The sequence below is a fragment of the Paenibacillus sp. FSL R7-0340 genome (genome assembly GCF_038002205.1).
In the GTDB taxonomy this organism is placed as follows: Bacteria; Bacillota; Bacilli; order Paenibacillales; family Paenibacillaceae; genus Paenibacillus; species Paenibacillus polymyxa_B.
In genome coordinates this window covers 2,700,672-2,720,980 of sequence record NZ_JBBOBY010000001.1, presented here as the reverse complement: position 1 = coordinate 2,720,980, position 20,309 = coordinate 2,700,672, and the positions used below count along the sequence as shown (strand labels likewise).

The following is a 20,309-nucleotide window of genomic DNA, read 5'->3' as shown; positions in this document are numbered from 1 at the left end:
AGAATGTTAAGGGGATTGTCTAACTATATTAAAGATGCTCTCTGGAGTATTGGTCTCACTCAAATTGTCCCTGAATTACCGATACGATACTTTCACGGAGTGCTTTGGCGTTTTGTGACTTATACGGATCAGCATTAAAAAGGATTGTATCTGCTGTGTAGTTTTCTTTTATACGTCCCAATCTGTCCCCATATCCCAAAATTTCAGCGGCGAACTCCGTGGCAGCCTGCCAGGCCTCTTTTCGAGTTAATCCACAGTCTATGAGTGTGTCTAATTCCTCAAGGTTACGTCCATGTAACGAAGGTGTGGCAAAATCTGTACCGAACGCAATTCGTACGCCTGCTCTTTTGGCATAGCTAACGGCTTTAGGGTGGGCTTCGGCGGCGCGGGCGGCGCGGTCACAAATTTCCCTGTCGAGTAAAAGAACTCCAGACGGGTCTGCAGCAATACGATAGATGGAAGCAGTAGGCACAAAGGCTGTCCTGGATTGCGCAAGCCGGTTGGCTTGATCCTCGGTCAAATACATTCCATGCTCTATAGATTCCACTCCAGCGTCAATAGACCAATCCACAGTAGGTCCACCCCAGGTATGAACCATGACTTTTATGTTGCGTGCATGGGCGCTACGCACAATAAAAGAGAATTCTTCCTCAGAAAAAATCGGGTTCAGCACTGTATCTGGCGACGAGCCTAGTCCCCCCGTTGCAAGAATTTTAATCCAGCTTGCCCCGCAATCAATAATTTCTGTTACCCGCCGTTCCAAATGCTTAAGACCTCGTGCGTCTCCGGCTCCGAGCATATCACCACTGGTATAAACTCTTAAAGGCTGGCTATAATGCTGACCTATATGCTTCACCGTACTTGGCAAAAGCCCACCTGCATCACGCACTGAAGTCACTCCAGCCTGGAAAGTAGCCTCAAAGGCTTGCGCCTGCATCACTTCGATCTCCAGTTCATCGCGCTTCTCCTGGTCAGTATGATTAAAATCCGTCCATGCCAAATGCGTATGAAGATCAATTACGCCGGGGCTAATCCATAAGTCGCCATCTGGACCATTTTGTTGAGTATGCGAGGATAAGGACTCTGCAATGGACGAAAAACGACCATTGGTGATTGTTATATCAAATCGTTTCCCATCAATCCCCGCCACAAATATATTTTTATAGGTTAACTCTTTTTGAATTTTATTTTCCATCTTCATTCCCCCAAATTAACCTTTGGGCGGCAAGCGCATGATAAGGGTCTTGATGTACAAGCTCAGCAAGCGTTTGGATAGCTTCTTCAACGCTTTGTTGATTTGCCTTCGCCCCAAAATGGTTAATGCGTAAGAGTTTATTATGCAATTCTCCATCTCCGGGTGCGACAATGCCTATGGGCTGTTCGATATTGAAATTACCGCCTTGAGGAATCCGAACCGTTGTAGTCAACGTTGAGTAGCTATCTTTATTCCGCTGCCACGGTTCAAGGCCCAAGGCTTTAATGCCAGCAATTGCAGCAGATGTAGTTAAGCGATGGCGGCGGTTGACTGCTTCCAGACCTTCTTCTTCAATAAGCTTTAATGACTCTATAAGCGCACGGGCTTCCAAAACAGGGATGTTGGCAGGAACTCGCACGGGCGTCACATGATTAGGGGAACGCTTTAAGTCAAGCAAAGACAGTATGGAATTGCGCGGCGCATTTTTGTTGGAGGCCAGAAACTCCCAGCCACGGGGAGAAATCCCCACAGCGCTGATCCCGTTAGGCCCGGATAGTGCTTTTTGCGCCCCTACAGCTACAAAATCAATTCCCCACTCGTCCATGAGCACCGGTTCGCCCCCGATTGCAGAAACTGAATCTATCACGGTTATAATGTTTGATCTACGCGCAAGCTCCATGATTTCCCTTGTTGGATTAGAGCCTCCTGTGACCACTTCCGCCTGCACAAAAGAAAGCGCACATGGGTTATATCGCTCAATCGCTGCGGCGACTTCATCTACAGTTACCACATCATCAAAAGATGTTTTGAGTTCGATGACTTCTGCTCCGCCACGCGCAAGCCAGTTACCAAAAATCGTTCCATATGGACCTGTCACAATGTTTAGAATTTTACGGTCGGGCGCAGATATGCCTGCTGCTATGGCTTCAATTCCCAGGATCGCCTCGCCCGGTATGATTACCGGGGATTCTTGGGTGGACAGGAGTTTGGAGAGCAAGTTAGTTAGCGTATCAAACTCCGATATTGTAAGAGGTACAAATCCTTTATTATTTTGACTCATAAATACCTCCTGCAGAATGGGATATTGGCATTTTAGGAACAGCGGACAAAAGCTCACGGCTATAAGGCGTTTCAGGACGAGAAAAGAATTTCTCCTTGGGGTTGATCTCAACCAGCTTCCCCTGCCGCATTACAGCAACAATATCGCTTATGGCATTTATAACTCCCAAGTCATGAGAGATAAAAAGCATCGTAAGATTAAGCTCCGATTTGAGTGTGCTCAACAGTTCAAGCATACTCCGTTGTACCGAAACATCCAGTGCGCTCGTTGGTTCATCTGCGATAAGTATGCTTGGCTCAACGCTTAATGCGCGGGCAATTGCTATTCGCTGACGCTGACCGCCGGAAAATTCGTGAGGGAATCTGCCAAGGGCGCTTTCATCGATGTGAACACGTGTAAGCAGTTCCCTACATTTCTTGTCCACTTGAGCTCGGTCAACAATCTTGTGAAAAAGTAAGGCTTCGGCAAGGATTTGCCTGATCGTATGCTTTGGATTTAGCGAGGAATCCGGGTTTTGAAACACCATTTGTATTCTTTTATGCTGCTCCCGGCTCCGTCGCTTGCCCAGAACCTGAGAACCCAGCATGATCCGGCCCTCATCCGGGGCGATCAGCCCGGCTATTACCCGCGCGAGGGTAGACTTTCCTGAACCCGATTCTCCCACAAGACCAAGCGTGGTACGCTCCTGCAGCTCCAGGCTTACTTGATCAAGCGCGGTGAACTTACCATAAGCAACCGTTATATTTTCTATCCGCAAGGCTGTTTTCATAAATCCGCGCTCCTTTCAAGATCCGGGAGAGGAAGCACTGAGCTTATCAGCAACTGTGTATACGGATTTTGCGGGTTTTGTAAAAGGGGCAAAGTGTCTCCCCGCTCTATGATTCTTCCCTCTTTCATAACGCAAAGCTTTGAGCACATCGAAGCAGCTACGGCAAGATTGTGCGTAACAAACACCATGGCAAAACCCAACTCCTTTTGAAGACGTGAAATAACGTCAAGTATTTGCCGTTGAACCGTTACGTCAAGCGCAGTTGTTGGCTCATCACAAAGAAGGATACCCGGCTTGCACGCCAAAGCCATCGCAATAACAATACGTTGACACTGGCCGCCTGAAAGCTGGCGGGGGTAACGGTCAGTATGCTTTAAGGAATCGGGAAGACCGAGCATTTCAAGCAGTTCCAAAGCTATTGTGCGCGCGACCTTCCGACTCACCTTCTGCCTGTAGTACACAACCTCGGCAAGCTGCCGAGCCACCGGGCAGAGAGGGTCAAGTGCCCTTATCGGGTCTTGAAAAATCATTGCGCATCTGCCATTGCTCCTAATATGCCCGCCAACTTGTTCAATACCGGAGGGAAGCAACCCTATGATGGAGCGAAGCGTGAGCGATTTTCCAGATCCGGATTCCCCCACAAGTCCTATACTTTCGCCCGCTTCAACTTTGAGACTCACATTGGTGACCAATTTATGATTCGATTGCGTCGCGAGCGACAAATTTTCCACTTCTAAAATTGGATTCATAGCATTCATTTTCTTCTCCATATATCTGCTAGCCCATCGCCCACAAGGGATAAGGCTATCCCTGTATATACTACCGCAAAGCCCGGGATTGCTGAAAGCCACCACTTAGTAGATATAAAGGGCTGCCCATCAGAAATCATAGTTCCCCAATCCGGAGTTGGCGGCGCAATGCCGATACCTAGATAGCCTAGCGTAACAATGGCTACAAGCAGAACAGCCATGTCCGTCATAAGCACTACCACCGCTTGCGGTAACACATTCGGCAGAAGATGGCGCAGTATGATTTTAATATCCGGGATTCCCAGAGTTTTTGCAGCGGCTATCCATTCCTGCTTGCGAAACGATGCGCTAAGACCCTTGACCACGCGCGCGTATACAATCCAGCCAACCAGGACAAATGTAATGTATATCCCCTGTTCACCCGTACCGCTTGCAAACGCCACTATAATTACAATCAAATAAAAAGGGAACGCAATAAACGTATCGGTCAAAAGCGTGATAACCGTGTCTACCCATTTACCATAATACCCGGCAAGCATTCCCAGAAACACCCCCATACAAAAAGGGATGATCTCCGCCAGCACCATAATCTTCAAATCAGTCCGTGCGGCATAGATCAGCCGTGTAAACAAATCACGCCCCAGTTGATCGGTTCCCAGCCAGTGTTCGAAGGACGGGGGTTGTAAAGTTGCCGAAATATTTTGATCAGAAGGCTGGTAGGGGCTAATAACCGGTGCGAACACTGCAATACCTATGAGTAACGCAAACATAATACTGCCCCATAAAAGAGATGGAGTATTTAGTATTTTTCCCCAAGAGCGGTTGCTATGACCCGCCTTCTGAATCTGAAGATCTAATTGCGTGCGTTTCATTGTTCTCCTTTCGTCCTGGGATCAAGATACCCAGAAGCAACCTCAATCACGAAGCCGATGATGACCACAGATATCGCACAATAAAGAGCAATCCCCTGTATAACAGGAAAATCCCGGTTTGAAATGGCTGAAAATAACAGGCTTCCGATACCCTTGAGGCCAAAAACCTGTTCAATTACCAACGTGCCGCCCATCAGGTAGGCAATGTTTACGCCAAGCAGCATAAGAGCGGGAAGAGCGGAATTGCGCAGGACATGCTTTACCAATATAACCCGGTCGGGGATTCCCGCTGCCTTCAAGGTTACAACAAAATCAGATTCCAGCACTTCCAGCATCTGCGCTCTTAAAGAACGAACAAGCGAGGGAATTTGCGACAATCCGACAGTGATCGCAGGAAGGGCGAGACTGTACAAGATTCCAAGCCAGCCCTCGCCGACTCCCCCAACGGGGAACCAGCGAAGCCGAACGCTAAATACCAGAATCAGTAGCAGTCCAACCCAAAAAATCGGCATACCGAGCGTTACAGCAGGCAAGATGCGTATAATGTGGTCAAGCAGTCCGTCTTTATGTGTTGCCGCAAGGGTGGCCAGCACCAGCGAAACAATGATGGAAAAAAGACAGGTCATTGCAATGAGCAGCAGCGTCACAGGGGCCCGCTCTGCAATCAACTCTCTTGAAGAAGTCTCAAAAACAATCGAAACGCCGGTATCACCGTGTGTAAAGAAATTGTGCACAAAGCCTATAAACTGCTCCCAAAGAGAACGATCCAGCCCCAACCTATGGCGCATACTCTCAATAGCCTCAGCTGTGGCGTATTCCCCCAGAATCATTTTGGCGGGGTCTCCCGGCACCAGCCTTATGATGAAGAAGACTGCCACCACCACACAGATGACTACTGATGCCGCTCTTATCATAGCGCGCACAAGCCATTTGTGTGGGAAAGTTAGATTTGCAGACAATCCGGCAGACTTTTTAAATAAGTTGTGGGCCGTCAAGGATCTAATTACCTTTCACACGTACATCTTCAAAACGAGCGCTGTTATTGGGAAGCACGACCAGGCCATCAATGGAAGAACGAACACCTTTCAGAATATCCGGATAATAAAGCGGGATGTAAGGTACCTCGTCTGCAAGGATTTGTTGAAGCTTGGCGTAAATTCCCGCACGTTCTTCCCCATCAGGTGTTTTTTGCCCCTCGTGCAGGAGCTTGGTAACTTCATTGTTCGTGTAATGAGTCCAGTACGACTTGCTAAAGCCTTCCGGATCTGTCTGGAAAGCGAGGATCGAGTTGGCTTCTGGAGAATCCGCCTGTCCGCTGTTGATCATTGCCGAAAAATCATAGGCAAAGAAACGCTCGCGAAATGAGGCCAACTCAACAGATTCGATTTGAATGTCTATGCCGATCGTTTTGGCGGCCGCCTGAATAATCTGTGCCTCCTGAGTTCTTGAGTTGTTACCAGAGGCAATGAGCAATTTTGTAGAAAACCCATTAGGGAACTTTGATTTTGCAAGCTCTGCTTTGGCAGCGTTCGTATCAAAGCTGAGCGCTTTAATCGTATCGTTCGTGTTGTAGGGAATGGCTGGCGGCAAAAGCGAATTGGCTGGCTTTGCGAAACCAAAGGTAACCGCATTGGTCAATCCATTACGGTCAAGTGCCAACGCCAACGCACGGCGAACGTGCACATCCGAAAAATGCTCGTCCAGGGTATTGAAGAACAATTGCTCTGTCACCCAGCTTCCATTGGTCGCCACTTTGGTATCAGTTCCTTGTTTTAATTCATTTACATTTTCAAGAGCTACAGACTCAATAGCGTCTATCGCGCCAGCCTTCAGCTGGTTAATCGCTTGGCTGTCATCTTCAATGAGCTTGTAGACAAGTTCATCGATATATGGCTTGCCTTTCTGCCAATAGTATTTATTTTTGCTGAAAGTAAGATCACCGGCAGAATCCCATTTCTTAACGACGAAGGGACCGGTACCGACCGGATTCTTAAAGAATTCTTTTTCCGAGACACCGCCAAAATCCTTTGGAAGGATGCCATTGGAGAAATTTGAGAGTTCAGAAATAAACGGCGTATACGGCGCTTTAAGCTTAATTACAAGTGTTTTTTCATCTTGAGCCGAAAGCGAAGCCACCTGTGCCGCTATTGCAAGAGGACCTCCTACATTCAAATGACGCTGAATTGAAAAAACCGCGTCCTCGGCAGTAACTCCTTTGCCGTCTGAAAATTTCAAGCCATCACGTAAAACAAAAGTATAGGTTAATCCATTCGCGCTAATATTGTGCGACGCTGCAAGCCAATCCACAATTTTCCCATCACTGTTAAAGGCGACTAGTGGCTCAAATACTTTGTCGATAGCAAAAGCATTATTTGATGTAATCTGATTATGCAAATCAAACGAGGTTACGGAAGCCGGGCGGCCATATGTAAAGGTTCCCCCTTCCGCGGGTTGATCAGCGGTTGTGCTTGGGTTAGTTGCGTTTGTATTTTTATCTGCATCATTTTTGGAGCCGGAGCATCCTGCCACGAGAACCAATAAAAGAAATGCTAAAGATCCAACCAAAAACGGTTTCCTAAAAGATACAATAAGTTTGGACATCCCATTTTCCCCTTTTCTCCAATAAAACATATTGTTTTAATATGAATAATATTATGGATGAACCCATTTGCCATGTCAAACAGAATTAAATACCATAATTTAAAAAATCAAAGATAAAAGTAAACATAGGGATTTTCCAGCTTGTGTACACATGGAGTTCATATGGGATTGGGAATTTCATTATATTATTGTATAATCAGTCTATGAAGTAATAGGTAAATCTTATAAGACGACAACCATTATAAAAGCGTATATAAAAGGGGTTTAAAACTCGATGGAATTCAGACAACTTCAATACACCCTGCAAATTGCAGCGGAAAAAAACTTCTCACGCGCAGCAGAAAAACTGCATATTGCTCAGCCCTCTTTGAGCCAACAATTGTCCAAACTGGAAAAAGAACTTGGGGTACTTCTATTTCAACGCAACACCAGCACGGTGGAATTAACACATGCAGGAGCAAGCTTTGTGGAAAAGGCAAAAAAAATAGTCGATGCAGTTGAGCAGCTCCGGCAGGAAATGGACGACATTTCTCAACTGCGAAAAGGGAAGGTTGTGGTTGGCAGTATGCCCATCACAGGTTCTCATTTGCTGCCGCATGTGCTGCCTGTATTCAAGAAAGCTCATCCGGACATTGAAATCGTGTTGGTCGAGGATTCATCCATGAATTTGGAGAAAAAAACTGCCAGTGGGGATACAGATCTCAGCCTGCTATCTCTTCCATTAGTAGAACCTACACTTTCCTATGTGCCGATCGGTGAAGAGTGGATTGATCTTGCCGTTCCTCCAGGTCACCCCCTAGCCCTGCGTAAAAACGGAGACCATCCGCAGCCTGTGCATATGGAAGAACTGAAAGATGAGCCTTTTGTCGTTCTGAAAAAAGGGCAAGGCTTTCGCAAGCTGACGATGGATTTGTGTCATCAAGCTGGCTTTGAACCCAATGTGGTGTTTGAGAGCACTAATATGGAGACGCTCCAATCGCTTGTAGCGACAGGTATGGGAGTGACACTCGTCCCCCGTTTTATCGCCCGGGCCGCCAGCAGCGAGTTTGTTCCAGCATTATTGCCACTCGCCGAACCTACCCCTAGCCGTACCCTAGCCATTGCCTACCGAAACGGACGTTATTTGTCTAAAGCTGCCGAAGCCTTTATTGATACCTTCCGAGAAACGGTCGAGCAACTTTCTCAAAAGTAGCTTCAAATGTGAAAAGGACCGTCTTCCTCCTCAGCCAAAGCCAGAGAAGAAGACGGTCCCGGGGCTTCGCCCCTATGCTTTCAATACTTCATTTACTTTACGGGTTCGATTACACTGTTGCGATGTTGCTTCCATCTGTCTTTAACGAACCACATTTCATGTTCATTTGAATTTCATGTCAGCCTCGCCTGATTACTTTACGCTTGCTCGGAAACTCCACTTTATCCATCCCGCATCACTTCTTTCCTTAAGGTCTCTAGCCTTGGTCTCCCAAGAATGTCCTACCTCAGTTCCAATGTGCTGTGTGATCCCAAAGTGCCTGTCCTCGCCTTTTTGTGATCAGGGTCTCCCTAAATCTGGTGGACTTTTATCCTGATCATAGCCCATTTCATAATTGTTTCCGACAACCTGTCTATTTAAGCCTCTCGGCCGTGACAGGCCATCCCTATTCGCCAGTTCGGATCTACTTTGGTTATCCATCGTTATCAACCTCCTGGTGTCGGGATACTATTATAATACACCTATGGGCTGTATCTGAAACAGGTATCAGAAAACTTTTTTATTATCGAGAAGAACCAAATGCTTGCTGTACCTCGGCTTCACTCACTTGTGTTTTAAAGACCAATTTCGAAGGATCTTGAGGTGAATAAATGACCTCTATAATACTTCCCTGCTGCAGCTTGGACAGTTGGGAAGAAAAAACAACCTTTTGCGTGGTTACATTAAATGTATCGCCGTTGTTTTTCGTAACACTCAGCGTAAATTGAAGCTTAATTTTATTAGGTCCTGCTTCCCCCATGGGTGTGACATCCAGCACCTTCGCATATGCCTGCTCACCGGTTTTGGCAATTTCCATCAGCTCAGGCGATACGCCCTGCTTGACCATTTGCTCATTCATTAACGCTTGCAAATCCGTCTGCGACACCTGCCCTTTCAGGTCAAGTGCTACTTTCAGTTTATCTTTCTCCGATACGACCAACGGAATGATCGAGCCTGGCTGAAATTGAGCCATGGAAGTCAAAGGAATAATCGTCGTCAAAGCAGTATCATATTTGTCTTCTCCATGTTTGGTTACGGTCAACCCGAGCTTTACCTGCGGCTGATTGTTTACATAAGTCCCTGTTAGCTGAACACTTGTAATAATCCCAACCCCAGGAACACCCTTCTTTACCTTACCGCCTCCAAAAAAAACACCTAAAATGCCAGGTAGAAAAATAAGCGCAAAGCCTATATAAATTAACGGCCTATACCACGGGGCATCCATAATCACAAATGGATCATCCCATAAATAGTTAGCCAAAAATGGTGAGAAGCCTACACCAAACACCATAAGTACCCCGATAATACTCAAAAATCCTTTCATCCTCCAAAACCCCTTTTTCAATCATCTGTTCAAATTATATGTCAGCAAGAAAGGTGAAACGACCTGCTCATTTACACTGTCACCAGACCCATATAAATCAGCTCCGATGGATTTACCGGATTGCTCCCCAGACCCACCGTATCTCCAGGTCGCGGAATTTGCAGCTTGGATACGAGCGTTTCCAACGTTTTTGGATATCGATTACCGTTTACTTCTGTCACATCTAGCATTAGCACCACAATCGGATCAAAATTCACGAGCTTCCCGGTATCTGTTACCGAAATAACAACCGCAGTCGCTGCCATCGCCAAACCACCGTTAGCCGCCGTTTGAGCTTGTCTTGCCGAGTTTAGGCTTTGGTTAATCTGTTCCCGATGCTCTTTGGGTACCAAACCTTTCATAAATAATCCTGACAGGCCTTTATTCATCAGTTGATCTGCTTGTTCTATCGCATCCTGCTGTTTTTTCTTTTTCCCGAATAAGTTCATCATGTGGTTGCACCTCGTATTTTGTATTGTCGTTCCCTATGAATTCAGTATAAAAGAGGGTATATGGCATCACAATACGTTTTGGCGCATACAAAAAAACCGAAAAAACAGGAGCTTTAACCTGTACTTTTCCGGTTTATTTTGAACTCTGGGACGGTTTACACAAAATTTTGCGCACTTTGGAGTATTCTTTCGCACGATCTATCCGATAGTTTTGTGAAAAACGAGTGAATTCAGGCTATTTTTTACGCAAAAGATAGACCAATTTGCGATAATACGCCGATGATTCTTTATAACGACGACTGTCCTCGGACACAACTGCCAGCGTTTCATATAACTGTTCAAGCCGCGCTGGATGCTGGAGAGCTTCAAAATAAGGCAAGCATTGCAAGGCATGCATCCAAAAGGCGTCCTGATTTCCCTGAGCAAGCGCAAGCTGGCTTTCATAAAAATCAAGCCCCATTTGCTGATCTGTTGTCAGATTTGTTTTACGCAGTTGATCCAAATGCTGTGAGAGAAGCCCCCAATTTTTTCGCGCAAACGCAATCTCACAGCGATAAATTAGCGTAACGGGCAGCATCATCTGCTGCATTTCCTCCCGCTCCCGGCTCACCAGCGCTTCAAAACGCGCTACTTCCTCCAAAGCCTTGTCCAGCTCACCAATCGATGTCAGCATAATAATCCGGTTGTTCAGAATGGTCGTGAGCATATCTGCCGCATTTTCCAAATAGACCAAATTGGCCTCAGCCATAGAGAGCGTTAACAGTGCTTCCTGCACAGAACCCATGGCAAAACAATATCCGCTGTAAGCCACATACAGACCCGTCAAACGGTGAAAAAGCCGATCATCATACACCCTGCGCATCGTCTGCTCGAATACCTGCTTCGCCTCATCAAATTGCTTGACCTGAATACAGGCCTCCATCATAATGTTTTGCGCATTCAGCCAGTTTTCCGTCCCCTCTTCCACCAGACGGCTTAGCTGCTTAACGTTATTCAGCACATCATAATAATGGTTTTTCGAGCGGAAATACTGGATTTTATAAAATAATATTGCTTTTTTTAGCGGTGCGGGCAGCTCCACCTCATCCGAGCGACCAAACTTCTCCAAATAAAAATTCAAATAGGTTTGATGTAAATATTCATAGGCCGTTGGGTCATTTAACTGCTGGTAATAAACGGCCTTCATCAAATAAGTCGTCATTTCCACCACAAGCGAATCGTTGCGATCCTCCAGTAGATCCACATAGCTTTCCGTGGCAGGATTAGCCAGCTTGGACAGCTCTGTGAAAATCTTATCCGCTGTAGTCAGCGTCTCTTCATCCTCTGCCGCTGCACGCAAGAGGTAGGAGGGATTTACACCTAAACGCCCAGCAATTTGCTCGGCCAAATCCTCTGCCAACGGGTAACGGTCAGCCAGTATATTTGCGAAATGTGCTGGTGTCACCAGCCCGTCTACCAGCTCTTTACGGGACAGATTTTTCTTTTTACACAAAAATTCAATGCGTTCCTTAAGCATGGAGTATTCCTTTCTACACTGATTATCGGTCATACAGTGAGGGACGCCGATCTTCAAACACCGGAATACGACCACGTACGTCCTGCACTAAGGCAGACTCAATCGTTCCTGTGATGATCCCCTCCTGCTCTCCGCCCTCAGCAATGATTTCTCCCCATGGATCAATAATAAGCGAATGCCCGAAGAAATCAGTATCTCCACTGCGACCTACCCGGTTACAAGCAATAACATACATTTGATTTTCTATAGCACGTGCGGTTAGCAAGGTGCGCCAGTGATGAAGCCGGGGATGAGGCCATTCTGCGGGTACGATCAGCAAATTTGCGCCCGACAGGGCCAAACTACGGGCTAGTTCAGGAAAACGAATATCATAGCAGATCGACGCACCTGCCCGAATTCCGCCATCCAGTGCGAATAAAACCTTTTCTTCGCCAGGCTGCAAATATTTTTCTTCATCCATAAGTTGGAATAGATGAATCTTGGAATACGAAGCAACCTCTCTGCCTGTTCGGTCAAAAACGAGCATCGTATTATACACATGACCGTCGCTTTTTTTCTCTGCGATCGACCCAGCTACTACGTTCACTTCATGGGTGGCAGCGAATGCTGCTATCCATGCCCGAGTCTCCGTCCCTTCCTTATCCGCCAGCTCATGAATGCGATCCAAGGCATAGCCCGTATTCCACATTTCCGGAAGGACAATCAGATCCGGCTTCAGTTCGGTTTTCATCGCTTGTTCCATTAAAGCTCGGATATGACTGCGGTTTTCCGGGGGATTTCCTATCTCTATATAAGCTTGTATGAGTGCAACACTGAACGGCTGAGCTTCCTGATACTTCAAAATCCTTCATCCTCCTTGTGAGCCGGAGCTTCCCGCGACCCATTATCCGGTATTTTCTCCCATCATAGCCCGATCAGTCTGGATTACGCAACTATGCAAGTTTAATTCCTCCTATACAACTCGGTAAAATCGTGATAGATTATTTCTTAAACTATTCCAAAAGGTCGTGTGTATTGATGACTCATTTTTCTATTCCCTCCGCTGACGTCATGAAACAGTTACCTACTCAATTTTTTGCCACACTTGTACAAAATGTAAACCGTGAAATTGCGGCGGGACATGATGTCATTAACCTCGGACAGGGGAACCCCGACACTCCCACTCCTTCTCATATTGTAAAAGCTTTGCAGGAATCAGCGGATAACCCGCTGTATCATAAATATTCGCCATTTCGCGGTTACAGCTTTCTCAAGGAAGCCGTTGCCCAGCGCTATCAGGAGGATTACGGTGTGACGCTCAACCCTGAAACCGAGGTCGCCATCCTGTTTGGCGGAAAAACAGGTTTGGTTCAGCTGCCGCAAGTCTTACTCAATCCCGGCGATGTGTGTCTCGTCCCTGATCCCGGCTACCCGGACTACTGGTCTGGTGTAGCCTTGGCTAAAGCGGAAATGTCTTTTCTCCCATTAAAGGAAGAGAACCGTTTTCTGCCCGATTATGAAGCCATTTCCGTGGAAGACCGCCGCCGCGCCAAGTTAATGTTCCTTAACTATCCGAATAATCCAACCTCGGCAACGGCTCCACTTTCTTTTTACGAGGATACGGTTGAATTCGCGCAACGTAACGGTATTGTGGTTGCCAGTGATTTCGCCTATGGCGCTATTGGATTTGATGGCGAACGTCCGGTGAGCTTCCTCCAGGCAGAGGGTGCTAAAGACGTGGGGATTGAGTTCTATACCTTGTCCAAAACGTACAATATGGCGGGCTGGCGTGTTGGTTTCGCGCTCGGTAATGCCGAAATCATCTCGATGATTAATCTGCTACAGGATCATATTTATGTAAGCTTGTTTGGCGGCATTCAGGCAGCGGCGGCGACAGCCTTGACGGCCTCGCAGAACTGCGTAGGCGAGCTGGTAGCCCGCTATGAATCACGCCGTAACGCTTTTTATGATGCACTTGGGCAAATAGGCTGGAAGGCGACGCGCCCAAGCGGCTCCTTTTTCAGTTGGTTGCCTGTGCCGCAGGGCTATACTTCCACTTCTTTTGCCGATCTGTTGTTGCGGGAAGCCAAGGTGGCTGTTGCTCCAGGGATCGGCTTCGGGAATGGCGGCGAAAGATATGTGCGAGCGGGACTGCTCAGCTCAGAAGCTCGACTGACCGAGGCGGCTGATCGAATTGGCAAGCTAAACCTGTTTGGTTAAGCCGTATTTTCCAGCTACAACTTCTTTGCCAAACCTGGTCTTTTCGTGGTATTCTGTATCCAATATCATTTAGCGCGTTGAAGGGACTATTAAGAGAGACTCGGTCCTGTTCAGAGAGTAAATTCCGATAGGCTGCAAGAATTTACCTGGACTCTCTCCCAACTCCTATCCCCGAGCGCCCTGCGCAATCAGGCGGTCCCTGCCGTTAACAGGTTTCAAGTGGGATGATCATGAATCATCAATGAAGGTGGTACCGCGGAAGCACAAACTTTCGTCCTTTGCATACAAAGGATGGAAGTTTTTTTGCATTAAAAAGAGTAAAATTAAGGAAGTGGACGTCTTGTCAACACGAATCGTCATTAAAATCGGAAGCAGCTCTCTAACTGGAGTGGAAGGTGGCTTGAATCGGGAAGCCATCGCTTATTTTGCCCGGGAAATCAGCTTGCTACGTGCAAAAGGTCATGAAGTGCTGCTGGTTACATCAGGTGCAGTAGCCGCCGGATTCAGAGAGATTGGGTACCCGTTTCGCCCTAAGCTATTACATGAAAAGCAAGCGGCAGCGGCTGTTGGCCAAGCCCTTCTCATGCAGGCCTATGAGCAGGCTTTTAAAGATTTTGACCTAGTGATCGCGCAGGTTCTACTGACCCGTAGTGACTTTTTGAGCCGCAAACGGATGAATAATGCCGGAATGACCGTAGAAGAATTGCTGCGCCAGCAGGTTATCCCGATCTTTAACGAAAATGATACTGTATCGATTGACGAATTGAAATTCGGCGATAATGATATGCTGTCCGCGCTGGTTGCCAATCTGGTCAAAGCTCAGCATCTAATTATCATTACGGACACCGATGGCGTATATACGGCAGATCCGCGCAAGCATCCGAATGCCGTACGTTTTGAACGTATCGAAGAAATTACAGAGGAGATTTATGCATTAGCTGGAGGTTCTGGATCGTCTGTAGGTACTGGCGGCATGCGATCCAAGATCGAAGCTGCCAAAGTCGCTACACGCGGCGGTGTGCCTGTATATGTGGGACGTGTAAGCGCGAATGGCGATCTAAACGCAGCCGTCGAAGGACACGGACCGGGAACTTATTTTGACACTCACCTCTCTTCACTTCCGATGAAAAAACAGTGGCTTGGATTTATGTCCACCCCTCTGGGCGCGGTGCATGTAGACGAAGGGGCCGAGGAAGCGTTGGTTCACGGAGGACACAGTCTACTTCCGGTTGGCGTACGACGTGTCGAAGGCAGCTTTCATGCCGGAGATGTCGTTGAGGTGCTCGGACCGGAAAATAAAGTTTTAGGACGCGGCATCGTCAATTATGACGATGAACAGCTCCGAATTGTACAAGGATTATCCAGCGGCGAGGTTGTGGGCAAAATCGGTCCCATTCACCGGCTTGAGGTGATCCACAGGGATGAATGGATTACATTATGTATGTAGGGAGGCCGTAACATGAGTGATTTAACGACTAACACAGCTACAACCGAGGAGAATCAGTTTAGCGAAGTACGAACCAAAGCCAATCTTGCCAAAAAAAGTGCCGGGGTCATGAACCGCCTGACTACAGCACAGAAAAACGAAGCATTGCTTGCTATGGCTGAAGCTCTAGTAAATCATACTGAAGAGCTGATTGCAGCAAACCATAATGACCTGAAACATGGACGGGAACAGGGAACATCCGAGTCGCTGCTCGACCGCCTCAAGCTGACCGAGGACCGAATCGGAGCTATTGCCGAAGGATTACGCCAAATTGTGGCACTGCCTGACCCGGTCGGCGACACCCTTGAGCAAATTGAACGTCCAAACGGTCTGAGAATTGAGAAGATACGTGTGCCGCTGGGTGTCATCGGCATTATATATGAAGCGCGTCCAAATGTAACCGTGGATGCCGCGGGCCTGTGCTTGAAAACAGGCAATCCGGTTGTGCTACGCGGTGGTTCGGCCGCCCTCTTCTCCAACCGCAAGATTATCGAAGTACTCCAGCAGGCACTAGACGCAACAGCTGTGCCACGCGAGGCGCTTCAACTTATTGAAGATTCAGACCGTGCCTCGGTCAACGAAATGCTCACCTTGAACGGCTTGCTGGATGTAATTATTCCACGCGGCGGGCGTTCACTCATTCAAAATGTTGTTCAGAACGCTACCGTACCTGTCATCGAAACCGGAGCTGGTGTATGCCATACCTTTTTGGACGCTACAGCGGATGCAGCAATGGCCGAAGCGATTACACTGAATGCCAAGGTGCAAAGACCGTCCGTGTGTAACTCGATGGAAACATTGCTCGTACACTCGGATTATGCAAAAGCACACTTAACAGGATTGGCAGAACGCTTTCGTGATGCGGGGGTTGAGCTACGCGGCTGTGCACGCACACGAGAATTGGCCCCTTGGGCTATTCCTGTTACAGAAGAGGATTACGGCACCGAGTATAATGATTACATTATGAACATCAAGGTCGTAAACAATTTGGACGAAGTACTAGAGCATATTGCCCGTTACGGTACGATGCATTCTGAGTGTATTGTCACCGAGGACAAAGCCCATGTCGAGCGTTTTCTGCAAGAAGTGGACGCGGCAGCCGTGTATCACAATGCATCCACTCGCTTCACGGATGGCTTCGAGTTTGGGTTTGGTGCCGAGATCGGAATCAGCACACAAAAATTACATGCCCGCGGCCCAATGGGATTGCCTGCCTTGACTTCAACCAAATATCGCGTGTACGGTACTGGACAAATCAGGGAATAATAACATAAATCAATCTGTATCCTTGGAGGTTATGAATCTATGTGTGAATCACAAACAAAGGTTTTAATTAATGAGCAAATTACATTTTTCGGGGCAGGATCAATGGCAGAGGCTATTATTCGCGGAATGACGGCTCGTTCTGTCGTCAAACGTAGTGGTATTACCGTCATCAACCGCAGTAATCAGGCTCGCCTTGAGGAACTTCAAAAGCAATATGGAGTCTTGTTCCAAACCGAGGATGCCGCCAAAACCGAGCTTCTGCGTCGTTCTCCGGTCATTGTGCTTGCCATGAAGCCCAAGGATGCTGCACAAGCACTTGGGCAACTCGGCCCACTTCTGTCTGATGAGCAGCTGATTATTTCGGTAATCGCAGGATTGTCCATTCGTACGATGCAAACGTTGCTGGGTCGCAAGCAGCCGATCGCACGGACGATGCCCAATACATCCAGCTCAATTGGGCTGGGAGCCACAGGCATTAGCTTTTCCAAGGAAATCAGCGAAAACCAGCGTAAAAACGTGCTTACGATGTTCGAATCTGTAGGGACGGTAACGGTTATAGAAGAAGAGAAAATGGATGTTTTGACCGGGATATCTGGAAGCGGCCCTGCTTATGTCTACTACCTGATGGAAGCCATGATTGCCGGGGGAATCCGTGGTGGCTTGACCCCTGAGCAAGCGCACGAACTAACGGTGCAAACCGCGCTTGGAGCGGCACGCATGGTGCAGCAAACCGGAGAGGAGCCTTCTGCCCTTCGCCACAAAATCATGTCTCCTAATGGCTCTACGGTAGCTGCATTGGAAATGCTGGACAAAGGTGACTTCTACGAAACGGTGATTGCGGCGGTGCAGCGGTGCGCTGAACGATCCCGCGAGATGGGAGCTGTACTCAAGGAGGGAATTGAATGAGCTATTGCTTGGCGACCTACCGGGTATACGATGACAAAGCCGATTTTAACCAAAAGGCCCAATCTATTGCCATCGGCATGACGGTGGGCAGCTGGACTGAGCTCCCGCAAGCCAAACGGGACGCGATGCAAAAGCATCTTGGCTCGGTTCATTCTGTGGATATTTACGATGGAGGTCCCGGTGAACGGTACGCGGACCTGACCATCGCTTACCCGGATGTCAACTTCAGCCGAGACATTCCTGCTCTGCTGGTCACAGTCTTCGGCAAAATTTCGATGGACGGCCGAATTAAGCTAACGAAGCTGGGTTTCTCGGAAGCATTCCGCTCTGCTTTTCCAGGACCGAAATTCGGTATCAGCGGCTTGCGCGAACAGCTTGGCGTGTATGATCGTCCCCTGCTCATGAGCATTTTCAAATCTGTAATTGGCCTCAATTTGGACGAACTTCGTGAACAGTTTACCCGGCAGGCTCTCGGTGGCGTTGATCTGATCAAGGACGACGAGATCTTGTTTGAAAACGCGCTGACGCCGATTGAAAAACGTGTCGAAGCCTGCATCAAAGCCGCCGAAGCGGCTGAGCGTGAAACCGGTAAAAAGCTGCTGTATGCCGCTAATTTAACGGGGCCGACCTCGCAGCTTAAGACGCAAGCTCTCAAGGCCATTGATGCGGGTGCCAACGCGTTACTGTTTAACGTGTTGGCCTACGGTTACGATGTGCTACATGAACTTAGTAGCGATCCTGCCGTCTCGGTGCCGATTGCAGCCCATCCTTCGTTGGCGGGAGCTGCTTATCCATCGCCGCATTATGGTATTTCGGCGTCCGTCCTACTCGGTCAGCTTATGCGGCTGGCTGGCGCTGACCTCGTCCTCTTCCCTTCTCCCTACGGCTCAGTGACGATGCCGCGTGAGGAAAACATGGCGATCCGCGATGAGCTGATCACCCCTGATCTACCGCTTAAGGCCAGTATGCCGGTCCCTTCCGCAGGGATTCACCCGGGCCTCGTGCCGTTAATTGTACGTGACTTTGGTACTGACGTTGTTGTCAACGCTGGGGGCGGGATTCACGGTCATCCGCTGGGTACAGAAGCTGGTGGGCGCGCCTTTGTGCAGGCGATTGAAGCGGTACAGCAAAATGTCCCTCTGGCAGAATACGCCCGTACTCACCCCGAGCTGCAATCTGCGCTCGACACATGGGGAGGTGAACGATGAGCACAGCGAAGAAGCCCGTCATTTTTTGCGATTTTGACGGGACAATTACGAACAGCGACAATATTGTCGCCATTATGAAGCATTTTCAACCTACAGGCTGTGAGCCCATCATGCATCAGATCGTAAATGGGCATACATCCATTCGTGAAGGCGTAGGTGCGATGTTTGCCCTCATGCCTTCGGAGCAAAAGGACGAAATTATCTCATATGTACTTGGACAAGCTGGTATACGCGAGGGCTTTGCACGCTTTTTGGACTATGTACGAGAGCAGCAGATTCAATTTTTCGTCACCAGTGGCGGCATTGATTTTTTTATTGATCCATTGCTAAAACCCTTCGATATTCCACACGACCACGTCTATTGCAACGGAGCGGATTTTTCCGGGGATCGCATCCAGATTACTTGGCCGCATCCATGTGAGGAACCGTGTACAAATGATTGTGGCATGTGTAAAACGACTGTGATTCGTCAATACCCTTCCGAACAATACGAACGGATTTTGATCGGCGACAGCCTGACCGATTTTGAAGGAGCTAAAATTGCCGATCTTGTGTACTCCCGTTCGCATCTGACTTTAAAGTGTCAAGAGCTTGGCGTACCACATGTACCCTTTGAAACATTTGATGACATTATCGAGGATTTAAAGCAAAAACAGGAGCAAGGGGTGCTGTAAATGAGTTTTAACTTGGCAGACATTTCATTGGAAGAAAAACGCCGCGCACTTGAAGAACTCGCTGATGTCAAAGAACTATTCGCATCTCGCAACTGGTTCCCAGGCACGAGCGGCAATTTGTCGATCCGAATTGGTGACTTTCATCCCGAACAATTTTATTTTGCAGTCACCGCCAGCGGCAAGGATAAAACCAAGCGTACTCCGGAAGATTTTCTATTCGTAGACCAGTACGGAAAAGCGGCAGAAGCGACAAACCTCAAGCCAAGCGCAGAGACGCTTATACATTGTGAAATTTACCGCCTAACAGGCTGCGGAGCCGTTTTTCATGTGCATACCGTGTTTAACAATCTGATTTCCGAATATTACGGTGAGCAAGGCGCTGTACCTATCCAAGGTATTGAGCTGATCAAGGCTTTTAACATTTGGAAAGAAAATGCTGCCATTGATATTCCTGTGCTGCCTAATTACGCGGATATTGCCTCGATTGCCAAGCTCGTACCTGGTGTGCTGAATGATCAGGTGCCTGGAATTTTATTGCGTAACCACGGCATTTATGCGTGGGGCCGTGATGTATTTGAGGCTAAAAAGCATTTGGAGGCGTTTGAATTTTTGTTTGAAACGACCTATCGCTCCTTGCTGCTGAAAACTTTGAAGTAAATAAACTCATAAATATCAAAGATGCGTATCCTTATTTGTAAAAGTGGTCATTGAATATCGAGAACGGAGCCTAAGCGATAGCACAGGAACGTTCTCTTTTTTTAT

20 protein-coding genes are annotated in these 20,309 nt (G+C 47.8%); 8 read left to right on the top strand and 12 right to left on the bottom strand.

Translation table 11 applies throughout. From position 1 onward, the window contains the following. Positions 1-55: 55 nt before the first annotated feature. From MKX59_RS12080 to MKX59_RS12050, 7 genes are read right to left on the bottom strand one after another with little or no spacing between them, the layout of a single operon-like run. The gene (locus MKX59_RS12080; RefSeq protein WP_053325647.1) at positions 56-1,195 is read right to left on the bottom strand and encodes an amidohydrolase family protein; all 1,140 of its coding nucleotides are present in this window, start codon (positions 1,193-1,195) and stop codon (positions 56-58) included. Next, positions 1,185-2,255 (bottom strand): pyridoxal-phosphate-dependent aminotransferase family protein, encoded by a 1,071-nt coding sequence (locus tag MKX59_RS12075; RefSeq protein WP_028540671.1) that lies wholly within the window; start codon positions 2,253-2,255, stop codon positions 1,185-1,187. Before MKX59_RS12075 ends, MKX59_RS12080 begins: the two co-directional genes overlap by 11 nt. Further along, complete coding sequence (locus MKX59_RS12070; protein WP_053325649.1) at positions 2,242-3,024, bottom strand: ABC transporter ATP-binding protein; 783 nt, start codon at positions 3,022-3,024, stop codon at positions 2,242-2,244. The genes MKX59_RS12075 and MKX59_RS12070 overlap by 14 nt, the downstream gene beginning before the upstream one ends. Next, positions 3,021-3,794 carry an ABC transporter ATP-binding protein gene (locus MKX59_RS12065; RefSeq protein ID WP_048481509.1) on the bottom strand — a complete coding sequence of 258 codons (774 nt, stop codon included), beginning with the start codon at positions 3,792-3,794 and terminating at the stop codon, positions 3,021-3,023. Before MKX59_RS12065 ends, MKX59_RS12070 begins: the two co-directional genes overlap by 4 nt. After that, positions 3,779-4,645, bottom strand: a complete 867-nt coding sequence (locus tag MKX59_RS12060) for an ABC transporter permease (RefSeq protein ID WP_023989108.1) — start codon at positions 4,643-4,645, stop codon at positions 3,779-3,781. Before MKX59_RS12060 ends, MKX59_RS12065 begins: the two co-directional genes overlap by 16 nt. Further along, on the bottom strand, positions 4,642-5,640 hold the full coding sequence (locus MKX59_RS12055; protein ID WP_023989109.1) for an ABC transporter permease: 999 nt from the start codon (positions 5,638-5,640) through the stop codon (positions 4,642-4,644). The genes MKX59_RS12060 and MKX59_RS12055 overlap by 4 nt, the downstream gene beginning before the upstream one ends. A gap of 4 nt (positions 5,641-5,644) precedes the next feature. After that, positions 5,645-7,246: an ABC transporter substrate-binding protein gene (locus MKX59_RS12050; RefSeq protein WP_053325650.1), complete on the bottom strand. Its 1,602-nt coding sequence runs from the start codon at positions 7,244-7,246 to the stop codon at positions 5,645-5,647. 274 nt (positions 7,247-7,520) lie between these two features. On the opposite strand from MKX59_RS12050, the gene MKX59_RS12045 reads away from it, so the two are divergent. Then, positions 7,521-8,438, top strand: coding sequence for a LysR family transcriptional regulator (locus MKX59_RS12045; protein ID WP_025723122.1), 918 nt, complete (start codon positions 7,521-7,523; stop codon positions 8,436-8,438). A gap of 339 nt (positions 8,439-8,777) precedes the next feature. Here MKX59_RS12045 and MKX59_RS12040 read toward each other — a convergent pair whose 3' ends face one another. The 5 genes from MKX59_RS12040 to MKX59_RS12020 form a co-directional block, all read right to left on the bottom strand. Further along, entirely contained in the window at positions 8,778-8,918 is a 141-nt protein-coding gene (locus MKX59_RS12040; protein WP_023989112.1) for a hypothetical protein, read from the bottom strand. Positions 8,919-9,000: 82 nt separating this feature from the next. Beyond that, the gene (locus tag MKX59_RS12035; RefSeq protein WP_071558565.1) at positions 9,001-9,801 is read right to left on the bottom strand and encodes a hypothetical protein; all 801 of its coding nucleotides are present in this window, start codon (positions 9,799-9,801) and stop codon (positions 9,001-9,003) included. Positions 9,802-9,872: 71 nt separating this feature from the next. Further along, complete coding sequence (locus MKX59_RS12030; protein ID WP_053325652.1) at positions 9,873-10,292, bottom strand: hypothetical protein; 420 nt, start codon at positions 10,290-10,292, stop codon at positions 9,873-9,875. Between the two features lie 235 nt (positions 10,293-10,527). After that, positions 10,528-11,808, bottom strand: a complete 1,281-nt coding sequence (locus tag MKX59_RS12025) for a helix-turn-helix domain-containing protein (protein ID WP_071558564.1) — start codon at positions 11,806-11,808, stop codon at positions 10,528-10,530. Between the two features lie 22 nt (positions 11,809-11,830). Further along, positions 11,831-12,649 carry a carbon-nitrogen family hydrolase gene (locus tag MKX59_RS12020; protein ID WP_340858436.1) on the bottom strand — a complete coding sequence of 273 codons (819 nt, stop codon included), beginning with the start codon at positions 12,647-12,649 and terminating at the stop codon, positions 11,831-11,833. Positions 12,650-12,825: 176 nt separating this feature from the next. Here MKX59_RS12020 and MKX59_RS12015 point away from each other — a divergent pair, with 176 nt between their 5' ends. The 7 genes from MKX59_RS12015 to MKX59_RS11985 all read left to right on the top strand — a co-directional run bounded on the left by MKX59_RS12015 (position 12,826) and on the right by MKX59_RS11985 (position 20,204). Continuing rightward, the gene (locus tag MKX59_RS12015) at positions 12,826-14,007 is read left to right on the top strand and encodes a pyridoxal phosphate-dependent aminotransferase (RefSeq protein ID WP_340858435.1); all 1,182 of its coding nucleotides are present in this window, start codon (positions 12,826-12,828) and stop codon (positions 14,005-14,007) included. 241 nt (positions 14,008-14,248) lie between these two features. Next, the gene (gene proB, locus MKX59_RS12010; protein WP_028540662.1) at positions 14,249-15,454 is read left to right on the top strand and encodes a glutamate 5-kinase; all 1,206 of its coding nucleotides are present in this window, start codon (positions 14,249-14,251) and stop codon (positions 15,452-15,454) included. Positions 15,455-15,466: 12 nt separating this feature from the next. After that, complete coding sequence (locus tag MKX59_RS12005; RefSeq protein WP_028540661.1) at positions 15,467-16,759, top strand: glutamate-5-semialdehyde dehydrogenase; 1,293 nt, start codon at positions 15,467-15,469, stop codon at positions 16,757-16,759. 39 nt (positions 16,760-16,798) lie between these two features. Further along, positions 16,799-17,665 (top strand): pyrroline-5-carboxylate reductase, encoded by an 867-nt coding sequence (gene proC / locus MKX59_RS12000; RefSeq protein ID WP_023989119.1) that lies wholly within the window; start codon positions 16,799-16,801, stop codon positions 17,663-17,665. Beyond that, on the top strand, positions 17,662-18,873 hold the full coding sequence (locus tag MKX59_RS11995) for a 2,3-diketo-5-methylthiopentyl-1-phosphate enolase (protein ID WP_023989120.1): 1,212 nt from the start codon (positions 17,662-17,664) through the stop codon (positions 18,871-18,873). The genes proC and MKX59_RS11995 overlap by 4 nt, the downstream gene beginning before the upstream one ends. Next, positions 18,870-19,547 (top strand): 2-hydroxy-3-keto-5-methylthiopentenyl-1-phosphate phosphatase, encoded by a 678-nt coding sequence (locus tag MKX59_RS11990; RefSeq protein ID WP_023989121.1) that lies wholly within the window; start codon positions 18,870-18,872, stop codon positions 19,545-19,547. Before MKX59_RS11995 ends, MKX59_RS11990 begins: the two co-directional genes overlap by 4 nt. After that, positions 19,548-20,204: a methylthioribulose 1-phosphate dehydratase gene (locus MKX59_RS11985; RefSeq protein ID WP_023989122.1), complete on the top strand. Its 657-nt coding sequence runs from the start codon at positions 19,548-19,550 to the stop codon at positions 20,202-20,204. Positions 20,205-20,309 lie beyond the last annotated feature (105 nt).